Origin of the sequence: Sphingomonas chungangi, from assembly GCF_013778325.1 — a bacterium.
In the GTDB taxonomy this organism is placed as follows: Bacteria; Pseudomonadota; Alphaproteobacteria; order Sphingomonadales; family Sphingomonadaceae; genus Solisphingomonas; species Solisphingomonas chungangi.
In genome coordinates this window covers 12,573-29,366 of the sequence record NZ_JACEIB010000026.1, presented here as the reverse complement: position 1 = coordinate 29,366, position 16,794 = coordinate 12,573, and the positions used below count along the sequence as shown (strand labels likewise).

The 16,794-nt window shown below is 66.4% G+C and carries 16 protein-coding genes and 1 tRNA gene; 4 read left to right on the top strand and 13 right to left on the bottom strand.

What is annotated here, in order from left to right; all coding sequences use genetic code 11:
• The first annotated feature begins 28 nt into the window (after nucleotides 1-28).
• From cysS to HZF05_RS15865, 4 genes are all read left to right on the top strand, one after another.
• On the top strand, nucleotides 29-1,555 hold the full coding sequence (gene cysS / locus HZF05_RS15880; protein ID WP_160362787.1) for a cysteine--tRNA ligase: 1,527 nt from the start codon (nucleotides 29-31) through the stop codon (nucleotides 1,553-1,555).
• 75 nt (nucleotides 1,556-1,630) lie between these two features.
• Nucleotides 1,631-2,725 carry a non-hydrolyzing UDP-N-acetylglucosamine 2-epimerase gene (gene wecB, locus HZF05_RS15875; protein WP_160362786.1) on the top strand — a complete coding sequence of 365 codons (1,095 nt, stop codon included), beginning with the start codon at nucleotides 1,631-1,633 and terminating at the stop codon, nucleotides 2,723-2,725.
• Between the two features lie 86 nt (nucleotides 2,726-2,811).
• Nucleotides 2,812-4,185: a class II 3-deoxy-7-phosphoheptulonate synthase gene (locus HZF05_RS15870; protein WP_160362785.1), complete on the top strand. Its 1,374-nt coding sequence runs from the start codon at nucleotides 2,812-2,814 to the stop codon at nucleotides 4,183-4,185.
• Nucleotides 4,186-4,246: 61 nt separating this feature from the next.
• Nucleotides 4,247-4,322: transfer RNA gene (locus tag HZF05_RS15865), tRNA-Glu, on the top strand.
• Here the strand turns inward: HZF05_RS15865 and HZF05_RS22325 are convergent.
• From HZF05_RS22325 to HZF05_RS22320, 13 genes are read right to left on the bottom strand one after another with little or no spacing between them, the layout of a single operon-like run.
• Nucleotides 4,317-5,414 (bottom strand): tyrosine-type recombinase/integrase, encoded by a 1,098-nt coding sequence (locus HZF05_RS22325; protein ID WP_181638896.1) that lies wholly within the window; start codon nucleotides 5,412-5,414, stop codon nucleotides 4,317-4,319. The genes HZF05_RS15865 and HZF05_RS22325 overlap by 6 nt on opposite strands.
• A 43-nt stretch (nucleotides 5,415-5,457) precedes the next feature.
• Nucleotides 5,458-5,742, bottom strand: a complete 285-nt coding sequence (locus HZF05_RS15855) for a cytochrome C oxidase subunit IV family protein (protein WP_160362782.1) — start codon at nucleotides 5,740-5,742, stop codon at nucleotides 5,458-5,460.
• Nucleotides 5,742-6,374, bottom strand: a complete 633-nt coding sequence (locus tag HZF05_RS15850; RefSeq protein WP_220129881.1) for a cytochrome c oxidase subunit 3 — start codon at nucleotides 6,372-6,374, stop codon at nucleotides 5,742-5,744. The genes HZF05_RS15855 and HZF05_RS15850 overlap by 1 nt, the downstream gene beginning before the upstream one ends.
• Nucleotides 6,371-8,038 carry a cytochrome c oxidase subunit I gene (gene ctaD / locus HZF05_RS15845; RefSeq protein WP_160362781.1) on the bottom strand — a complete coding sequence of 556 codons (1,668 nt, stop codon included), beginning with the start codon at nucleotides 8,036-8,038 and terminating at the stop codon, nucleotides 6,371-6,373. The genes HZF05_RS15850 and ctaD overlap by 4 nt, the downstream gene beginning before the upstream one ends.
• Nucleotides 8,035-8,964 (bottom strand): cytochrome c oxidase subunit II, encoded by a 930-nt coding sequence (coxB, locus tag HZF05_RS15840; RefSeq protein WP_160362780.1) that lies wholly within the window; start codon nucleotides 8,962-8,964, stop codon nucleotides 8,035-8,037. Before coxB ends, ctaD begins: the two co-directional genes overlap by 4 nt.
• Nucleotides 8,954-9,754 (bottom strand): SCO family protein, encoded by an 801-nt coding sequence (locus HZF05_RS15835; RefSeq protein WP_160362779.1) that lies wholly within the window; start codon nucleotides 9,752-9,754, stop codon nucleotides 8,954-8,956. The genes coxB and HZF05_RS15835 overlap by 11 nt, the downstream gene beginning before the upstream one ends.
• Nucleotides 9,754-10,044, bottom strand: a complete 291-nt coding sequence (locus tag HZF05_RS15830; protein WP_160362778.1) for a hypothetical protein — start codon at nucleotides 10,042-10,044, stop codon at nucleotides 9,754-9,756. Before HZF05_RS15830 ends, HZF05_RS15835 begins: the two co-directional genes overlap by 1 nt.
• Entirely contained in the window at nucleotides 10,041-10,964 is a 924-nt protein-coding gene (locus tag HZF05_RS15825; protein WP_160362777.1) for a hypothetical protein, read from the bottom strand. Before HZF05_RS15825 ends, HZF05_RS15830 begins: the two co-directional genes overlap by 4 nt.
• The gene (locus HZF05_RS15820; protein WP_220129880.1) at nucleotides 10,961-11,449 is read right to left on the bottom strand and encodes a c-type cytochrome; all 489 of its coding nucleotides are present in this window, start codon (nucleotides 11,447-11,449) and stop codon (nucleotides 10,961-10,963) included. The genes HZF05_RS15825 and HZF05_RS15820 overlap by 4 nt, the downstream gene beginning before the upstream one ends.
• The gene (locus HZF05_RS15815; protein WP_160362776.1) at nucleotides 11,446-11,961 is read right to left on the bottom strand and encodes a quinol:electron acceptor oxidoreductase subunit ActD; all 516 of its coding nucleotides are present in this window, start codon (nucleotides 11,959-11,961) and stop codon (nucleotides 11,446-11,448) included. Before HZF05_RS15815 ends, HZF05_RS15820 begins: the two co-directional genes overlap by 4 nt.
• Nucleotides 11,958-13,310 (bottom strand): NrfD/PsrC family molybdoenzyme membrane anchor subunit, encoded by a 1,353-nt coding sequence (gene nrfD / locus HZF05_RS15810; RefSeq protein WP_160362775.1) that lies wholly within the window; start codon nucleotides 13,308-13,310, stop codon nucleotides 11,958-11,960. Before nrfD ends, HZF05_RS15815 begins: the two co-directional genes overlap by 4 nt.
• Nucleotides 13,307-16,081: a 4Fe-4S dicluster domain-containing protein gene (locus HZF05_RS15805; RefSeq protein ID WP_160362774.1), complete on the bottom strand. Its 2,775-nt coding sequence runs from the start codon at nucleotides 16,079-16,081 to the stop codon at nucleotides 13,307-13,309. The genes nrfD and HZF05_RS15805 overlap by 4 nt, the downstream gene beginning before the upstream one ends.
• Entirely contained in the window at nucleotides 16,069-16,695 is a 627-nt protein-coding gene (locus HZF05_RS22320; RefSeq protein WP_220129879.1) for a cytochrome c3 family protein, read from the bottom strand. Before HZF05_RS22320 ends, HZF05_RS15805 begins: the two co-directional genes overlap by 13 nt.
• Nucleotides 16,696-16,794 lie beyond the last annotated feature (99 nt).

Sequence of the window (16,794 nt, the reverse complement as noted above, 5' to 3'; positions counted from 1 at the left end):
CCGGCGCCCGAGCCGCTAAGGCGCGGCCATGACGCAGACCGGCGCCCCGCTCACCCTCTTCAACAGCCTCACCCGCGAGATCGAGGAATTCCGCCCGATCGACCCGAAGATGGTGCGGCTCTACAGTTGCGGGCCGACCGTCTATTCGACCGCCCATCTCGGCAATCTGCGCGCCTACGTCTTCACCGACACGCTTCGCCGGGTGCTGAACTGGAAGGGATATGCCACCACACACGTCATCAACATCACCGACGTCGGCCACCTGACCTCCGATGCCGACGCCGGCGATGACAAGATGGAGGTGGCCGCGCAAAAGGCCGGGATCACCATCTGGGACGTGGCGGCGCGTTACACCCAGCTTTTCAAAGGCGACTTGAAGGCACTCGGCATCCTCGATCCCTCACTGTGGAGCGTGGCGACCGATCACGTGCAGGACATGATCGCCTTCGCGCAGGTGCTGGAGGATCGCGGCGCCACCTACGAGCTCGACGGCGGCCTCTATTTCGACGTGACCAAGGTGCCCGATTACGGCCGCCTCGCCGGCCATCAGACCGGACCCGAGGTCGGTCGCATCGAGGCTGTTGAGGGCAAGCGCCATCCGGCCGACTTCGCGATCTGGCGCAAGTCCGCGCCGGGCGAGAACCGCCAGATGGAATGGCTCTCCCCATGGGGTCCGGGGGCGCCGGGCTGGCACCTCGAATGCTCGGTGATGAGCATCAAATATCTCGGCGAGCAGTTCGACATCCACACCGGCGGGATCGACCATCGCGAGATCCATCATTGCAACGAGATCGCGCAGAACCAGGCCTTCAACGATACGGCCCGGACCGGCGCGAACGTCTGGATGCACAACAATTTCCTGGTCGACCGGACGGGAAAGATGTCGAAGTCCAAGGGCGGCGTCGCGACTCTCGGCGCGCTGGTCGCGCGCGGCGTGCATCCGCTCGCCTACCGATTGCTCTGCCTCGGCGCGCATTATCGCTCCGAACTGGAATTCTCGCTGGATGCCGTCGCGGCAGCGCTGACGCGCTTGAAGCGGCTGGTGATCGCGATCGCCACGCTTAAGGCCGAGGCGACGCTGGACGAGACGCTGATCCGCCCGGCCCGGGAAGCCGGATTTGGAAAGGGTGCGTCGCTGGACTGGCAGCGCAAGTCGCTGGAGGACGGCCTGTCCGGTCCCGCGCTTGCTTTCGTCGGGCGCTTCGACGCGGCGCTTTCCGGCGACCTGATGACGCCACAGGCACTCCCGACTCTCGATGCAGTGCTGACATCTGATCTGTCGACGCAGGAGAAACTTCGCCTCGTCGCCAGCTTCGATCTGGCGCTGGGATTGGGGCTGCTCGCGTTGGATCGCCGTGCCTTGTCTGTCCGTCCTGAAGGCGTGGATCTGGCCGACGCTGACGTCGAAGCGCTGCTCGATCAGCGGCAACAGGCCCGCGCCACGAAGGATTTCGCCTCGGCCGACGCCGCGCGGGATCAGATCAAGGCGGCCGGCGTCGAAATCATGGATGGCGACCCATTGCGCTGGGAATGGCGACCGCAACTGTCCGATTGATCCCATATAGACTAGTTTTCGAGTGACTTCGGAGCCTCTTCTTGCGAAGATCATTGCGGCAGGTCGGGGGTGGGCATGGCGTCGTCGCGAAGTGTCAGGCTGCTATGCATTGCGGGCACCCGTCCGGAAGCGATAAAGCTCGCGCCTATATTGCTCGCTGCGGGGCAACGGCCCCACCTGGACTGCCGGCTATGCGCCACCGGTCAGCATGACGCGCTGTTCGACGAGCCATTGACCGATTTCGGCCTTGTTCCCGACGTTCGTTTGCCTCCGGTTCTCCCCGATCCTTCTCCAAACGTCATGGTCGAACGCTTTGCAGATGCTGCCGAAATCCAGCTCATGCAGGACCGGCCGGATATGGTGCTGGTGCAGGGAGACACCAATTCGGCCTATGCGGGAGCGCTTGCCGCCTACCGCCTCGGCATACCGATCGGTCATGTCGAAGCCGGGCTCCGCTCGCACGATTTCGCGCATCCCTGGCCGGAAGAACGCAACCGGGTGATGATCGACCGTCTTGCGGATCTGCTCTTCGCGCCCACCCCGGAATCCTTGGTCAATCTCGAGTTCGAGGCGGATGTCGTGAAGGGGCGGTGCTTCGTCACGGGCAATACCGGTATCGATGCGCTCCTTGCCATGCGCGCACGGGTTCCGGTGCCGGTCGGCGGATCGGGCAAGGCGCTGGTTGTGCTCACCTGTCATCGTCGGGAAAGCATTGGAGCGGGCATCGAGGCGATCTGCGGAGCGGCCCTGCGCCTCGCCGATCGCGGGGATGTCGACATCCTCTGCCCCGTCCATCCCAACCCCGCCGTCGGAGGGACGGTGCGGCAGTGGCTCGGCGATCATCCGGCCATCACGCTCACGGGCGCGCTGCGCTATCGTGATACCGTGGCCGCCATGTCCCGCGCGCGGCTGATTCTCACGGACAGCGGCGGCATTCAGGAGGAGGCTCCGGCTCTGGGCGTTCCGGTGCTGGTGCTGCGCGAAGTGACCGAGCGACCGGAAGGCATCGCCAGCGGCAATCTCCGCCTGGTCGGCACCGATACGGATCGTATCGTCGCGGAGGCCGATCGCCTGTTAGACGACGCCGATGCGCACGCCGCCATGGCACGCCCCGCTTTCCCGTTTGGACGGGGCGACGCATCGGCGAAGATCCTCGATGCCATCGAATAATATTTCTCGTCGGGCTCTTCGGGCGATCGTCCATTGCCTTTCGCGCGCGCAAGGATCATGGACGGCGCCCGATAAGGAGTGAGACGATGGCCACCGCATGGGCCCCCGAAAGCTGGCGCAACTTCGAGGCGCGACAGCTGCCCGATTATCCCGATCCCCGGGCGCTTGCCGCTGCCGAGACACAGCTGTCGACCTATCCGCCGCTGGTCTTCGCCGGCGAGGCGCGCGCACTGACCGCCGAGCTGGCCCAGGTGGCGTCCGGTCAGGGATTTCTGCTGCAGGGCGGCGATTGCGCCGAGAGCTTCGCCGAATTTCACCCGAACAACATCCGCGATACGTTTCGCGTCATTCTACAGATGGCGGTGGTGCTCACCTATGCCTCGAAGCTGCCGATCGTAAAGGTCGGCCGCATGGCGGGCCAGTTCGCCAAGCCGCGCTCGGCACCGACCGAGGAGATCGATGGCGTCTCGCTCCCGAGCTATCGGGGCGACAACGTCAACGACATCGCCTTTACCGAGGAATCCCGCCGGCCCGATCCGGAGCGCATGATCCGCGGCTACAACCAGTCTGCCGCGACGCTCAACCTGTTGCGCGCCTTCTCGCAAGGCGGCTACGCCAACCTGGTGCAGGTGCATCGCTGGACGCTCGATTTCATGGGGCGCAGCCCTTGGGCGGAGCGTTACCAGCAACTCGCCGATCGGATCGGCGACGCGCTCGATTTCATGGCGGCGTGCGGGCTCGATCCGGAGACGGTGCCTCAACTGCAGGGCACGCACTTCTACACCAGCCACGAAGGGCTGCTGCTGCCCTACGAGCAGGCGATGACGCGCCAGGATTCGCTGACCGGCGACTGGTACGACACCTCGGCCCACATGATCTGGATCGGCGACCGCACCCGCTTCGAAGGCTCGGCTCACGTCGAATATCTGCGCGGCATCGGCAACCCGATCGGCATCAAGTGCGGCCCGAGCCTGGAGCCGGACGTGTTGCTGCGCCTGCTCGACACGCTCGATCCTCGCCGCACGCCGGGGCGGATTACGCTGATCACCCGCTACGGCCACGACAAGATCGAGAAGGGCCTCCCCGCCCTCGTCCGCGCTGTGAAGCGTGAGGGGCGTCCGGTGGTGTGGTCCTGCGATCCGATGCACGGCAACGTGATCAAGGCGGCCAACGGCTACAAGACGCGCCCGTTCGAGCGCATTCTGGCCGAAGTTCGCGGCTTCTTCGCCGTGCATCGCGCGGAGGGGACGCATGGCGGTGGCATTCATGTCGAGATGACTGGCCAGAACGTCACCGAGTGTACGGGCGGCGCCGTGGCGATCACCGACGAGGGGCTTGCCGCACGCTACCACACCCACTGCGATCCACGCCTCAACGCCGGCCAGTCGCTCGAACTCGCTTTCCTGTTGGCCGATATGGTGAACCAGGAAATGCGCGAGCGGGAGCGCCACGCGGCCTGATGTGATTTTCAGTGTTGACGGGGGAGCGGCTCGCCCATAGAGAGCCGCTCTCCCGCTTCACGGCCCCTTCGTCTAGCGGTCTAGGACGTCGCCCTCTCACGGCGAAAACACGGGTTCGAGTCCCGTAGGGGTCACCAGCGCGCTTCTCCAAATTTTTCAGAACCTTCGCTCCCCAGCACCCCAAAAGACTGCGAAACTCCGGGCAAAATCGATACTTTCTGGTCCAATTTCGGTCCAAAAACTCCATTGAGCTTTGACTTCTCGCGACCCGCATCCGCGCCGTCGATCGACCTCGAATAGTGCTTGAACAGCATGGCCGTGTTGGCATGCCCAAGCTGCCGCGCGATGTAGGCCGGATTGACCCCGGCCATCAGCGCCAGCGTCGCGAAGGTGCGCCGGATCTGGTAGGCATCGCGCCTGCGCAAACCCAGCCGCAGCAGAGTCGGATGGAAGTAGGGCTTGCGCTGGTCCTGCACGTCGGGCCACGGCAATCGGCTCGATGGGTTCTCGAAGATCGGCGCGTCGGCGTCCTTCATGAGGCTGTAGGACCGCTGGCGGTCGAGAACGCCAAGCGTCCGGTCGGTGAGGTCGACGTCGCGGATGCTCGACGTCTTGGTCGACTTGACCACCGCGCGCACCCGGGCGCGCTCGATGCGAATGGTCTGGCCGTTCCAGTCGATATCGCTCCACCGCACGACGATCTGTTCGCTCGGCCGCAGCCATTGTGCCGAACGCGAACTCGTACCAGTGGGCGAGCTGCGGGTCATAGCGATCGTAGAGGCTCCGATGATCGCGTCCATCTCCTCGACACGAAACGGATCGGGCTTCGGGGCCTGGTGTTTCAGGCTCTTGATGTTGAGCGTCGGCGCGCGATCTATGATCTCGTCGTCGAGAGCGGCTGCGAAGACGCCGCGCAACGGGATCAGGCTGTTGTTGACGGTCTTGCCGGTCACGCGCCTGGCGAGTTCGGCGACGATTGCCATGATCTCCGATGGCCGGATAGAACCGACCGGACGATCGCGGAAATGCGGCTTCCAGACCTCCTCGGTCGCGCCCAGATAGCAGCTGTGGGTGGATTTCTCGACCGTCAGGCTGTCCAGCCACCTGTCCGCGAAGTCGCAGAAATAAACAGTCTCTGCCTCGAGCTCGGCAAGCGCCTGCTGCTCCGCCTCGGCCTGATCGCGGTCGCCTTCATCGTCGCGATCGTCATCGTTGTCGCATCGATCCACCATATGGGTACGCGCTGATTTCCGATCATCAGGCCGTGTCGCTTCAGCGGGTCCAGAGGTCGGCGAAGGTCATCAGAAAGAGAAAGCTCAGCCAGACGACGCCGGCGAGTGCGGTCGTTCGCACGAGCGCGCTCGATTTGCCGAGGCGCATGAACCCGATGAGGACCAGTCCCCCCTGTGCGATCACGATCGCCAGGCTCGCAACCAGCTTGAACGGCAGCCCCGGGGCGAGAGCGTAAGCGAGGCTTATTCCGCCGAGCAGGACCAAGGCAGCCCAGATGCCGCAGGGCGCGAGCAGGATGCGCCGGCGATCGGCGTCGTCCGGCATTACCGCCCCACCAGATAGAGAAGCGGCCAGAGCAGCAGCCAGACGATGTCGACGAGATGCCAGTAGAGTGTGGTCACCTCGGCGACCATCCAGCGGCGCGCCAGCGTCCCCTGTCTTTCGAGCCAAAGCAATCGCGCGACGCAGCCGAGACCGATCGTCAGGTGGATGGCGTGGACGAGGGTGATGAACCAGTAGAAGGACCAGAATCGTGTAGCGCCGGTCTCGCCGGCAAAGGAAAAATCCGGCGCCGCCGGAAAAAGGTGCTCGGCGAGGTCTTCGCGATATTCGAAACCTTTCACCACCAGGAAGGCCGTCCCCAGCATGAGGGTGAAGATGATCCCCCACCGCGCCGCCCGCATCCATCCGTCCCGCGCGGCGCGCTCCGCGATGGTCAGCGTGGCGCTGCTCGTCATCAGCAGGATCGTGTTGATCGTGCCGAGAAGCAGGTTGGCATGGGCGCCCCCCCTGGCGAAGCCATCGGGATCCTGCATGCGCGCGACGGCGTAGAGGAAGAAGAAGCCGCCGAAGAACAGGATCTCGGTCGCGAGAAACAGCCAGAGCCCGAACACCATCGCCTCGCGTTGGCGCTCGGGCTCCTCGAACGGCTCGACGAGGATCGGCGCAGCACTCACGCGGGTTCATCCTGCGTGGTCTCGTCGGCCCCGCCCGGCGCCTCGTCCCAGTCATGATAGGCGTAGGGCTCGGTCAGCACGACCGGCGGTTCTAGGAAATTGTGCTTGGGTGGCGGCGAGTTCGTCGTCCATTCGAGGCCCGTCGCCTCCCACGGATTGTCACTCGCGCGTTTGCCGTTGAGCAGCGAATAGGCGAAATAGCCGAGCGGCATCAGGTAGCCGATCGCAAGCACCACCGCGCCCGTCGACGACATCACGTTCCACACCTGAAATTCCGGCGGATATTCGTGATAGCGGCGCGGCATGCCGAGATAGCCGAGGATGAACTGCGGGAAGAAGGTGAAGTTGAAGCCGAAGAAGAGCGTGATCGCCGCGAAGCGCGCGAAGCTCTCGGAATACATGCGGCCCGTGATCTTCGGCCACCAGAAATGCAGGCCGCCGAAGAAGGCCGACACGGCGCCCCCGACCATGATGTAATGGAAATGGGCGACGACGAAATAGGTGTCCGACAGATGCACGTCGACCGGGATGGAGGCCAGGAACAGGCCGGTCAGCCCACCCAGCGTGAACAGACCGACGAAGCCCAGCGCGTAGAGCATCGGCGCCGAGAAGCGGATCGAGCCGCGATAGAGCGTGCCCGTCCAGTTGAACACCTTGATCGCGCTCGGCACGGCGATGACGAAGGACAGGAAGCTGAAGATCATGCTCGCGAAGGGCGACTGCCCGGCCACGAACATGTGGTGGCCCCATACCAGGAAGCCGATCACCGCGATCACCAGCATCGCATAGACCATGAACTGATAGCCGAAGACCCGCCGGCGCGCCTCGCAGGCGATGATCTCGCTGACCACGCCCATCGCGGGCAGGATCATGATGTAGACGGCCGGATGGCTGTAGAACCAGAAGATGTGCTGGAAGAGGACCGGATCCCCGCCGGCGCGCGGATCGAAGATCGGCAGGCCGAACAGGCGCTCGGCGCAGATTAGCAGCATCGCCATCGCCAGCACCGGCGTCGCCAGCACCATGACGAGGCTCGTCGCGTACATCGCCCAGGCGAAGAGCGGAAGGCGCATCCAGGTCATGCCCTTGGTGCGCAGCAGATGGACGGTCGCGATGAAGTTGATGCCCGTCGCGATCGAGGAGAAACCGACGACGAAGATGCCGAAGGCCGCCAGCAGCACATAGCTGTTCGAATAGAGCGTCGAGAGCGGCGTGTAGAAGGTCCAGCCGGTATCGACGCCACCGAGCAACAGGGCCGTGAGCGTGAAGATGCCGGCGATGATATAGAGATACCAGCTCATCAGGTTGAGCCGGGGGAAGGCGACATCCTTGGCACCCACCATCAGCGGCAGCAGGAAGTTGCCGAGTGTCGCCGGGATCGAGGGCACCAGGAAGAACCACACCATGATCACACCGTGCAGCGTGAACAGGCGGTTATACTCATCCGCCGTGGTGAAATCGCCCTGCGGGGTGAACAGCTCCAGCCGGATCATCGTCGCGGCCGCTCCACCGATGAAGAAGAAGCCGGTGATCGAAATGGCGTAGAGGATCGCGATCCGCTTGTGATCGGTCGACAGCAGCCACGAACGCAGCGTCGTGCCTTCGGTCAGGTAGCTGGTCTCGCCGGGCTCGCGCGCGAGCAGGCCGGTGTCGTCGCTCCTCATCGCGCCTGGCTCCGCTTTCCGTCCTGCGATTTGATATAGGCGACCAGTGCCACGACCTGCTCCTCGCTCGCGATCCCCTGATAGGAGGGCATGGTGGATGGGTAGCCGGCCGTGACCTTGGCCTCGGGCCGCTCGATGCTCTCGCGCAGATAATCCTCGTCGGCGGTGACACGGCTGCCGTCCGCCAGCACCACCTGGCTGCCATACAGGTTCGCGAGCGAAGGTGCCGGGACGCGGGCCTGCGCGCCATGGCAGGCCGAGCAGCCGAGCGCGGTGAAGAGCTGCGCGCCCTCGCCCGCCAGATCCTCGCCATGGGGCTGCTCGGCCAGCCAGCGTGCATAGGCCTCGGGTTCCATCACCGTGATCGTGCCCGTCATCCGGGCATGGTCCGTGCCGCAATATTCGGTGCAGAAGAGATGGTAGTCGCCCACCTCCTTCGCCTCGAACCAAGTCGAGGTGTAGCGGCCCGGCAGGACGTCCTGCTTGATGCGGAACGCCGGCACGCCGAAGCTGTGGATCACGTCCTGGCTGGTCATCTCGAGCTTAACCGGCACGCCGACCGGCACATGCAGCGCGTCGATCTCGCGCACGCCCTCGGGATGCTGGACCTTCCACATCCACTGCTTGGCGACGACATGGATTTCGAGCGCCTTCTTCGGCAGCAGGAAATGCGGCAGCTGCGCCGCGGCCGCCCACCAGAAGATGAAGAGCGCGACGAACAAAGTGGCGACCGTCCAGCCGATCTCGACCTCGCGGCTCATGATGTCGGGCAACGGTCCGCGATACGCCTTGGTGCCCCGCCGGTACTTGATGGCGAAGGTGAGGACGAGCCCGCCGACCACGCCCATGATGACGACGCTCAGGCCCACGAGCCCCCAGAAGATCCGGTCGACCGCGGGGGCCAGCGTGGAGGCCTCAGGTAGCATCGTTGGCCCTTCTGGAACGACGCAGGCTCGTCACGACGAAGAGCCCCAGCCCAACGCAGATCAGCACGCCGCCGAGCCGCAGGCCGAGCACGATCGGGCCAGCATAGACGCCGTGCGCGCTCGCCAGCCCGTAGCAGATCGCGCTCACTCGCCCGATGAGGCCGGTGTCGGACTTGGGGGCGGTTGGGATGAAGGCCACGTCTAGCCTTGCGCCCGCGACCGCAGCCTTCAGTTGCGCGGCGGTCGAGGCCGTCTCGGGCAGTAGCGCCGAAAGCCGCCCGCCCGGTGAAAATAAATAGATGGCGGCGTCGTGAGCGAACTGGTCGGCCTCGGCGTCATAGATCGCATGATAGCCTAGCGCCTGTTCCGCACGTGCGACTGTGGGCGGCGTTCCGGTCAGCAGCTCCATTCCGGCCGCTTCGGCGGGCAATCCTTTCAGCCGCTCCTCGGCGAGACGCCGTGCCAGAACGGGGCCATCCTGATCCATTCCGATCACGATCATCCGGTAGTCGACGCCCGACTTCAGCCCGGCATCGTGGAGCGCCCCCGCGGTCAGGGTGACGCCGGGTCCGCAAATGTGGCGGCAGCTGTAATCGGCGAAGAGGAGCACCGTCGGCATTGCCCCGAGCGACAGGCGATATGGTCGACCGGACTGGTCGACAAACGACAGGCCGACCGGGAACGCAGCGCCTGCCGGCGGGGTCGCACCGACGCCGGCCAGTTGAGAAGGCGTGAGCGCGGCCGACGCGGGCTGCACCGGGAGAGCGGTCAGGAAAGCCAGAACAAGCATCATTCGTTCCACAGCGCGTCCCCTTGGGCTGCCGTCGCCGCCATCGCGCGATTGACCCCTGCCGGAGGTTGCGGACTGGGGACCGGTCGCCGGTCATTCGGGGCGCTGTCGATCGTCTCGAGTTCGGGCTGCGGGAATCGCACCGGATCGGCGCGTGTCCGGGCCGCATAATAGCGGTTGTAGAGGAACCCCGCCCCCACCACGAGGGTGAGGAGCAGCGCGACGAATATGGCGAGCCCCTTGAGCGCCGGGCGATCGTCGACCTGCCAATCCTCATAATCCTGGCTCATGAGGCGGCTCCCAAAACGCATGCGCCGATCGCGACGATGCCGGCGATCAGCGCCAGCAGCCCGAGCCAACCCGCGGGGCCTGCGACGATCCAGCAAAGGGTCAGGCCAAGCGCGAACAAGGCCGACATACCGGCCCCGCGACGCGAAATGTCATCCCGCCCGAGCCCGACCAGCAGGATCGGCGCGAGCAGGCCGACCGGCAACGCCAGCCCCGGCAGGACCGCAGCCGGAATGATTTGCCGCTCAGCATACCAGCCAACATGGGCCGGCAAGTCCCCGAACCAGACGATCGCAAAATCGATGTAGAGCAGGTAGGCGAGGCCGAGCGCACTCGCGATCAGCAGGTAAGCGAGATCGCGACGTTGCTGCCGGTTGCCGAAGCCCGCCGCGCAGGCCAGCGCCGACGCGCCCCCGATCTGGACGACCGCGAGCATCATCGGCGCCGCGGAATTGGGCTGGGACGGCGCGCTCCCGAGCAACCAGTCGTACCCCATTACCGACACAACCAGTCCGTGGGCGAGCAGCAACGGCCCGGCCGGAAGCACTCGATCACGGGCCAGAGCCCGCGCAAGCCACGCCCAGAAAGCCCACGCCACCGCCGACCGTAAGGCGAATGCAGGGGGTGAAAGCCAGATGTGGAGGTGACCATCGGGCCAGTGGAAGAGCGCCTGATCGACGATCAGCGGGATGGCGAGCAGGGCCAGCCACGGCGTCCATCCGAGCATCGGCTTCAGCGCCGCATCCCAATCGGCACCGACGACGCGCGCGATCAGCAAAAGCGCGACGGCTCCGATCGGCGGTGCGCTCAGCCACAGAAACGCGGCCCTCCAGCCATCGGCGGCTGCCTGCGGTGCGACGGCGATCAGGGCGAGCAGCGCGGCGATGCCCGCCGCCGCGACCAGGCCGGCGCGGAGCCTCATGCCCCCTTCCCCGTCGACTGGCCCGCGCGCAGCCGCTTCAGAGCCTCGACATAAGCGGCGATCGCCCAGCGATCGGACGGTTCGATCCGATCCGCGAAAGGATACATTACGCCCGAGCCGTGGGTGATCACGTCGACGGTGCGGCGCGGATGATCCTGCGCGCCGAAGGCGGCCGGACGCGGGAAGCCGCGCTGCACGACACGCCCCCCGCCTCCGCCGTCCTCACCATGGCAGGCGGTGCAGAAGATCCGGTAACGGTCCTGCCCTCGCTCCAGCAGCGCTAGTGTCACGGGCGGCGGCTGGTCGAGTGCGGCGTCGCGCGCGGGCTGGTCCTGGGCGATGCTGCCATCCGGCGCGTCGCTCGATACCGCCGGGCCGCCCTTCCAGAGCGTCGCGCCGCCCTGCGCCTCGTGGCGATCCTGCCTGGTCATCGACAGGTCGCAGCCGGCCAGCGGCAGCAGCAGGATCAGCCACCACGCCCTCACCGGGTCACCATCCGGCTATGCACGGCCCCGGCGTCGGCCAGCAAGGCGAGGACATCGCCTCCGTCGTCCGCGTCGCAGGCGAGCGCGATCACGAAATGCTCGGACGAGGCCCGTTCGACCTCGGCGATGTCGAACGCCGGGTGATGCAGCCGGGTGAGCCGTGCACGCACGATGAAGGCGATCATGCCCGCGACACCGGCCGCAAGCGCTCCGAACTCGATCGGGGCGATCAGGAACACCTGCCAGCTGTGCAGCGGCCGCCCGCCGCTGTCGAACGGATAGGACTGGGTCGCGGTCCACCAGATGAAGCCGTAGAAGAGGAACGCGGCCGCAAGCCCGCCTGCGATCGCGATCCAGGCGATCGGCGCCGCCATCTCTTCGCCGATCGCGCCGATCTCGACGGGATAGGGTGACCAGAGCCCGACGACCCGCCGTCCGGCCTCATCCGCCTTCGCGACACCCGCGCGGAAAGCGGCCTCGTCGGCGAAGCTCGCGATCGCGAGCGCCGTCACCGTACCTCTCCTTTTGCGACTTCGGCCAGCTCGCGGATCTCGTACATCGGGACGAGCGGGATGACGCGCGACAGCAGCAGGAAGGCGAAGACGAACAGCCCGCCCGTCCCCAGCAGGATCGCGAAATCGACCAGCGTCGGCACGTAGAGCGTCCAGGCGGCCGGCTCATAACCGATCGACAGCGTGTTGCAGATGATCAGGATACGCTCGAAATACATGCCGAACAGCACGCCTGCCGAGACGATCACCAGCACGGGCACGGAGCGCCGGAGCGCGGGACTCCAGAAAAGCTGGGGGAGCAGGCAGTTGCCCAGGATCATCCCATAGGTGAGACCGGAATAGGTTCCGGTGAAGCTGAACCGGAGGAAGCGCAGGTCGGCGGCCTCGCCGGTCCAGAGCGCCGACATCCACTCGCTGCCGTAGGACAGCAGCATCACCGAGCCCGCGGCGAGCAGCATCTTCGCGCAGGCGTCAAGATGGGCAGGCCGGATCATCGCTTCGAGCCCGAGCGCCGAGCGGATCACCAGCGCCAGCAGGACGACCATTGCGAAGCCCGAAAAATAGGCACCGACGACGAAATAGGGCGGAAAGACGCTTTCGGTCCATCCGGGCATCAGCGAGGCGGCGAAATCGAGCCCGACGATCGAGTGGACCGAGCAGACCAGCGGCGTCGCGATCACCGCCATCACGCGCTGCAGGCGCTGATGCGAGCGCCACTGCGCGGGCGTGCCCTGCCAGCCCAAGGCGAACGCGCCCCAGATCCGGCGCCAGTGGCTCGGCCCCTCTCGGTCGCGCAGCGTTGCGAGATCGGGGATCAGGCCGAGATAGAAGAAGATCAGCGAGAAGAGCAGGTAGGAGAGGATCGCCCAGAAATCCCAGACGAGTGCGGAGCGCCATTGCGGCCAGAGCCCCATCGTGTTTGGATAGGGCGCCATCCAGTAGAAATACATGGGACGGCCGAGATGGATGATCGGGAAGAGCCCGGCGATCGAGACCGCGAGGATCGTCATCGCCTCGGCGAAGCGGTTGATCGCGTTGCGCCATTTCTGCCGCGTCAGCAGCAGCAGCGCCGAGATCAGGGTCCCGGCATTGCCGATGCCGATCCACCAGACATAGTTGGCGATCGGGAAACCCCAGACGACCGCCGAATTGTTGCCCCACATGCCCGGGCCGTAAGCGAAGGAAATGCCCGTCGCGATGACGCCGATGCCGGTGACGGCCAGTGAGATCAGCACCGCGATCCACCAGCGCTTTCCGGCCTTGCCCTCGACCAGCGGACCGGCGATCGCATCGGTGATCGCCTTGTGATCGAACATGGAGGGGAGCAGCCAGCGCGCCGCGTCGCTCATGCCTCGCCCTCCCCCTCGCCGGCGTCGCGGACCTTGGCGAGATAGGTGGTGCGCGGACGGGTGCCGAGCTCTTCCAGCAATGCATAATGACGGGGGTCGCGGCGAAGCTGCGCCACGTCGGATGCGGGGTCGGCGAGATTGCCGAAGTGGATCGCCTGCGTCGGGCAGGCCGCCTGGCAGGCGGTGACCGGCGTCACCAGCGCTTCGCCGGTCGCGTCGGCCCCGTGCTTGGCCGTCTCGATCCGCTGCACGCAATAGGTGCATTTCTCCATCACACCGCGTGCGCGCACCGTGACCTCGGGATTGCGTTGCGCGGTGACGGGCGCGGGATCGAGATCGCCCCAGAGATCGGCGCCGGCATAATCGAGGAAGTTGAACCGGCGCACCTTGTAGGGGCAGTTCGCCTGGCAGGTGCGCGTGCCGATACAGCGGTTATAGACTTGCAGGTTGAGACCCTCGGCGCTGTGAACAGGCGCCTCAACCGGGCAGACCGGTTCGCATGGCGCCGTCTCGCACTGCATGCAGGGGACGGGCTGATACCCGCCACCGTGCTCGTGCTCATAGCGGTCGACGCGCAGCCAGTGCATGTCGCGCCCCTTGCCGATCTGCTCGGGCCCGATCGCGGGGATATTGTTCTCGGCCTGACAGGCGACCACGCAGGCATTGCAACCGATGCACGCCGACGTGTCGATCACCATCGCCCATTGCGGTGTATCGGGCGGTCGCTCAGGCCCGGCGCCGAGCAAGGTGGCGCGGGATGGGGGCTTCGGCATCGCTTCGCCTGGAGCCAGCACCGGATAGAGCGAGGCGGCCTCGCCATCGAGCGCGAAGTCCTTCTGATTGCGCGGCGTGTGGGCCTTCGCGCCGGTCGGGACCAGCGTCACCTCCCCGCTCAGCCAGCCGCCGCGAGAACCCCGCAAACGGTAGGCGTCGGTCCCAGGACCGAGCGTGCCCGGAGCCGTCGCGATCGGCCCACCGGCGGTGCGCGCGTGGCCGAGCGGCAGGGTCGCGACCCCCTCGGCCTGTCCCTCGACGATCTTCACCGGAGCGCTGAGCCCAGCGAAGACCACGATATCCTCGTCGCCGACGCCCAGCCGTCGCGCATCGCCGGGCGAGATGCGGAGGGCCGCCCCCCAGACCTGGCGTGTCACCGGATCGGGACATTCCTGCGCCCAGGCATTGGTCGCGCCGCGCCCATCCCAGAGCGTCGGCGAGGGTGGCAGGGTAACGATCATCGCCGCGGATGCCCGACTGGGCGCGGGCATCACCAGTCTAGCGTCGCCTGGGGAAACGGGCGTGGCGGCCGTACCGTCGACCACGCCCGCCACCAGGAGGTCCCGCCAATGGCCGTCGTCGGTCGCGTTCCACTGGCGACGGACGCGATCGTGATCGTTGGGACGCGGCCCTGCAGGGTCGAGCATGGCGAGTGCCGCCAACGCGCTTCGCCCGCCGAAGAGCGGCTTCACCATTGGCTGGATGAGGCTGGCAGTCCCGTCCGGGCCGCATGCATCGCCCCAGCTTTCGAGGCTATGGGCCAAGGGCGCGCGCCACCGCGTCGCCATCGCGGTCTCGTCGGGAAAGGCCGAGAAGGAGATGCTGAGCGGCACGCGTCCCAGCGCCTCGGCGAAATGCCAGGACGGGGGCGCGTGCAGAACCGGATTGGCGTCAAGCACCATCAAGGTGGAGACGCGCCCGTCGGCCATGTCGTGCGCGAGGCTGGCGAGGCTCTCGACGTGGCTGGACAGGTCCGGATCAACCGGATCGATCCAGTCGATCGGCGCATGGAGGCGCTGATTGACCCAGGCGGCAAGGGCATGAACCTCCGGCGGCTGTCCGCGCCCGACCATGACCACCGCCCGGCCCTGCGCCCCACGAAGGTCCCTGATGACAGAGGCGACAAACGCGGCCGCGTCAGGTGGCAGGTCGACGGCGCCCGAGGTTCCTGTTCCCAGCGATGCGGCTACGGCCAGCAGGGCGTTCACGACCAGCGCGGGATGCAGGGCAATCCGCCGGTCCGCGCAGATGCCCGATTGCGTCGGAGACGGCTCCAGAACGTAGGTGCGCTGCGGTTTGCCGGAGGCACGCCGCCGATCCGCCCAGGCGCGGGCGAAAGCCACCTGATCGGGGCCCGGCCCCAACGGATCGGCATCGAGCAAAACGAGCACATCCGCCTCGGCCAAGCGCGATCGCATCGTAAGCGGCCGCCCGAAGGCGAGACGCGCGCCCTCGCGCTCGGCATCGTCGTCGATCGCCTCCGAACGGATGTGGCGCAGTCCCGGCATCCGCGCCCGCGCCTCGGCGATGCGGGCCAGAAGGCTCGGCGAGGTGACGCGGCCCGTGAGCAGCACCGTGCCCTCGCCGTTGCTGCCTGCCAGCCGCGAAATCAGCGCGCGCTCGAGCATCGGCCAGCCGGCTATGCCGGCGGGGCCTGCCGGCGCTCGCAGCCGCTGCGGATCGTAGAGGTCGAGGATCGCGGTCTCGGTGAAGAGATCGGTGGCGCCGAGACTGGCCGGATGCATCGCCGAACCCTCGAGCTTGATCGGCCGCCCATCCACGACGAGGGCCGTGGCGCCGCGACCGTAACCTGCGAGCATCGTCGTCGTCGCGTAACGTCGGATCCGGCCGGCGCGATCTCCGTCCTTGTCCTCCACGGCGGGAACGATCGGCTGGTCGGGCTTGGAGCATCCCGCGAGACTGGCCGCAGCCCCTGCCGCGATCAGCCGCAGTACCTCGCGCCGGGCGACGAAGTCGGGTTCGCTCAGCGATGGCATGTCGAGCAGTCCGTGAGTTTGCGGGAGCGCTCCACACCAAGCAGATGCGCGTGGATGCGCTGGAACTCGTCGTCCGGGATCGGCGCGTCATAGGGATGCGACCAGGTGATCCGGTCCTGCGGTACGAGGCGCTTCGCGGGATCGCGATGGCAATCGAGGCACCATTGCATGGTCATCGGCGTCGCCTGCGCGGTCAGCGGCATTTCGCGGAGGTCGCCGTGACAGGCGGCGCAGGGCACGCCGTTCCGAACATGGACGTGATGGTCGAAATAGACATAGCCTGGCAGCCGGTTGACGCGCGACCAGACGAGCGGCGTGCCCGTCGCCAGGCTATTGCGCACCGGCGCCAGCATCTGGGCGTTGGTCCAGATTTGCGAATGGCAGGTCATGCAGACCTCCGTGGTCGGCACCGTCGCCTTCGCGCCGGTCTCGACCCCGACGTGGCAGAAGCGGCAATCGATCCCGAGTTCGCCGGCATGATGCTTGTGGCTGAACGGGACCGCTTGCTCGACGAAGCGATCCTGCCCGGTGATCGTGCCGGTATGCTGCAGGATGAGGACCAAGACGAGCAAAAGCGGCGACAGCAGCAAAAGCACCAGCGCCGTGCGCGCCACGCTGTTCGCTCCGGGTCGGAATAGCTGCGCCAAACCGTCGATCTTCCCCTAGGACCGGCCTTCCCTTCGACAGGCCAAACGCACGCGTGCCGAATGGTT